Source organism: Pseudomonas veronii (genome assembly GCF_001439695.1).
In the GTDB taxonomy this organism is placed as follows: domain Bacteria; phylum Pseudomonadota; class Gammaproteobacteria; order Pseudomonadales; family Pseudomonadaceae; genus Aquipseudomonas; species Aquipseudomonas veronii.
The window spans coordinates 1-2,383 of record NZ_JYLL01000071.1 but is presented as its reverse complement, the minus strand read 5'-3'; the positions used below and the strand labels follow the sequence as shown (position 1 = coordinate 2,383).

Below are 2,383 nucleotides of genomic sequence, written 5' to 3'. Positions count from 1 at the left end.
GTCAGTTGGCGGTGTAGCCGCCATCGACCACCAGCTCTGCGCCATGCACGAAGGACGACTCGTCCGACGCGAGGAAGAGCACTGCCTGTGACACTTCGATTGGCTGAGCCGGACGCTTGAGCAGGGTTGGTCCGAGCAGGGCCGGGCGGATGACGGAGTCAGCCAGCAGATCCCGCGTCATTTGTGTCTCAATTACGCCTGGATGCACCGAGTTGACACGGATGTTGAAGGGGGCCAGATCCACCGCGCACGACTTGGTAAACATGCGTACAGCTCCCTTCGATGCTTGATAGGCGCTGGCACCGGGGGCGCCGACCAAACCATAGATGGACGATACGTTAACGATATTGCCTTTGCCTGCTTTCTTCATGAATGGAATGACCGTCCGCGTGCCAATGAAGACACTACGCGCGTTAACATCGAAGGTGCGGTCCCAGTCCTCATTGGTCGTGTCTTGCACAGGCTTCAGAATAAGGATACCGGCGTTGTTGATCAGCACGTCGATGCGACCTGCACGTTCGATAACCTGACCCACCGCTGCATGCCAGTCAGCCTCGTTTGTTACATCCAGTTTCAGGAAGTCGGCCTTGCCGCCGCTCTTGCGGATACCAGCCACCGTGGTCTGGCCCAATTCCACATTCATGTCTGCCACAAACACCCATGCACCGTGCGAAGCGAGCAGTTCGCTGTGCGATTGCCCCATGCCCATTGCGCCGCCGGTAACGATAATAACTTTGTCTTGTACGCGATTCATGTTGCCCCCCCTTAGTTTTCAAGTGATTTTTTACTGAAACTGGAAGCCTTGATAACCTTGATTTCGGACTTCGGTGAGCTGCTGCCGATAGGCACCGAGTCCGGCCAGGTAGAAGTACACGGTGTTGGTTTTGCCTGGGATATTGGCGCCGAAAATCCATGACTCTGCTTTCGGGAAAAGCGTCATGTTCGCTATGTCCTGGCAGGTCTTGGTCCAGCAGGCCTCGGCCTCGGGCGTAGGCTCTACCGTCTTGAGGTTCTTGGCATTGGTTTCCTGAATCAGGTCGCTGATCCACTCGACCTGGGTCTCGATTGAAGGCGGCAAGTTGGTGAAGGGGCCGTTGGGGCCTAGTACCATGAACATGTTGGGGTAATTCACGTTCGCAACACCTAGGTAGCTGGTCGGGCCGGCCTTCCAGTGGTCCTGGATGGTCAGGCCTTTACGGCCTCGGATGTCGATCTTAGTGTAGTTGCCGTCCACCGCGTCGAAGCCAGTGGCGAAGATGAGCATGTCCAACTCGTGTTCGACCCTATCTGCGGTTTTCACGCCGGTGGGGTTTATCTCCGTGATCGGATTGGCCTTGACATCGACCAGACTCACGTTTGGCCGATTGAATATTGCGTAGTAACCGCTGTCGCACAGTGGGCGCTTGGCATAAAGATCGTGCGGAGTAAGCTTGCCGGCGGTTTCCGGATCCTTGACGATTTCGGCGATCTTGGCGCGGATGAAATCCTGCGCGGCCTTGTTGGCCTGTTCGTCCGTGGCGATGTCGCAGAACGTCTCGAACATGAAACGGAAGCCGCCACCGTTTTCCCAGGCTTTCTGGAATACTGCCTGGCGCGCCTCATCAGAAAGACTCATCGCCGACACGGTACTTTCCTCGAAGCCGAAGGCGACCACAGAGTTCTTTACCTGCTCCCAGATTTTTTCGTAGTTCTTCTTGATGTTGTCGACATATTCCTGGCTGACTGGGCCATTACCGACAGGCACGCTGTATTGCGGTGAGCGCTGGAACACCGTGAGATGCTCGACCAGTGGCGCAATGGCAGTGATCACCTGGGTACCGGTTGAGCCCGTACCAATCACGCCTACACGCTTGCCCTCGAATTGAACTCCCTGAGGCCAGCTACCTGTGTGGTGCCACTCTCCCTGGAAGGTCTCGAGGCCCTTGATTTTTGGAATATTGGTGGCAGAGAGAAGGCCAAGTGCAGTCACGATAAACTTGGCGGTGTACGACTCGCCGGTGTCGGTGCCCATCTCCCAGAGGTTTGTAGCTTCGTTGAAATGCGCTTGCGTGATCCCTGTATTGAATTGGATATCCGGGCGCAGTTCGTGGCGATCCGCCACCGTTTCGAGGTACTTGAGAACTTGCGGTTGGGTGATGTATCGCGTGGTGATTTCCATCTCCTGCAATAGCTCTTTATCCCACGAGTAGCAGTAAACGCAGGTTTCGGTGTCTGAGAGGGCGCCCGGATAGCGGTTCCAGTACCACGTGCCGCCCACACCACCAGCCTTGTCGAAGACGCGGACCTTGAGGCCCTGCTCGTCGCGCAGTTTTTTCAGCATATACAGGCCGCCAAAACCTGCGCCAACGACGATGGCGTCGAAATTTTTTGTTGTTATCACAGC

The 2,383-nt window shown here is 56.0% G+C and carries 2 protein-coding genes; both read right to left on the bottom strand.

Annotated features, from left to right (window positions below):
* Position 1 precedes the first annotated feature (1 nt).
* Positions 2–754 (bottom strand): glucose 1-dehydrogenase, encoded by a 753-nt coding sequence (locus TU80_RS30965; protein WP_057006140.1) that lies wholly within the window; start codon positions 752–754, stop codon positions 2–4.
* Positions 755–784: 30 nt separating this feature from the next.
* Complete coding sequence (locus TU80_RS30960; protein ID WP_057006141.1) at positions 785–2,380, bottom strand: flavin-containing monooxygenase; 1,596 nt, start codon at positions 2,378–2,380, stop codon at positions 785–787.
* Positions 2,381–2,383 lie beyond the last annotated feature (3 nt).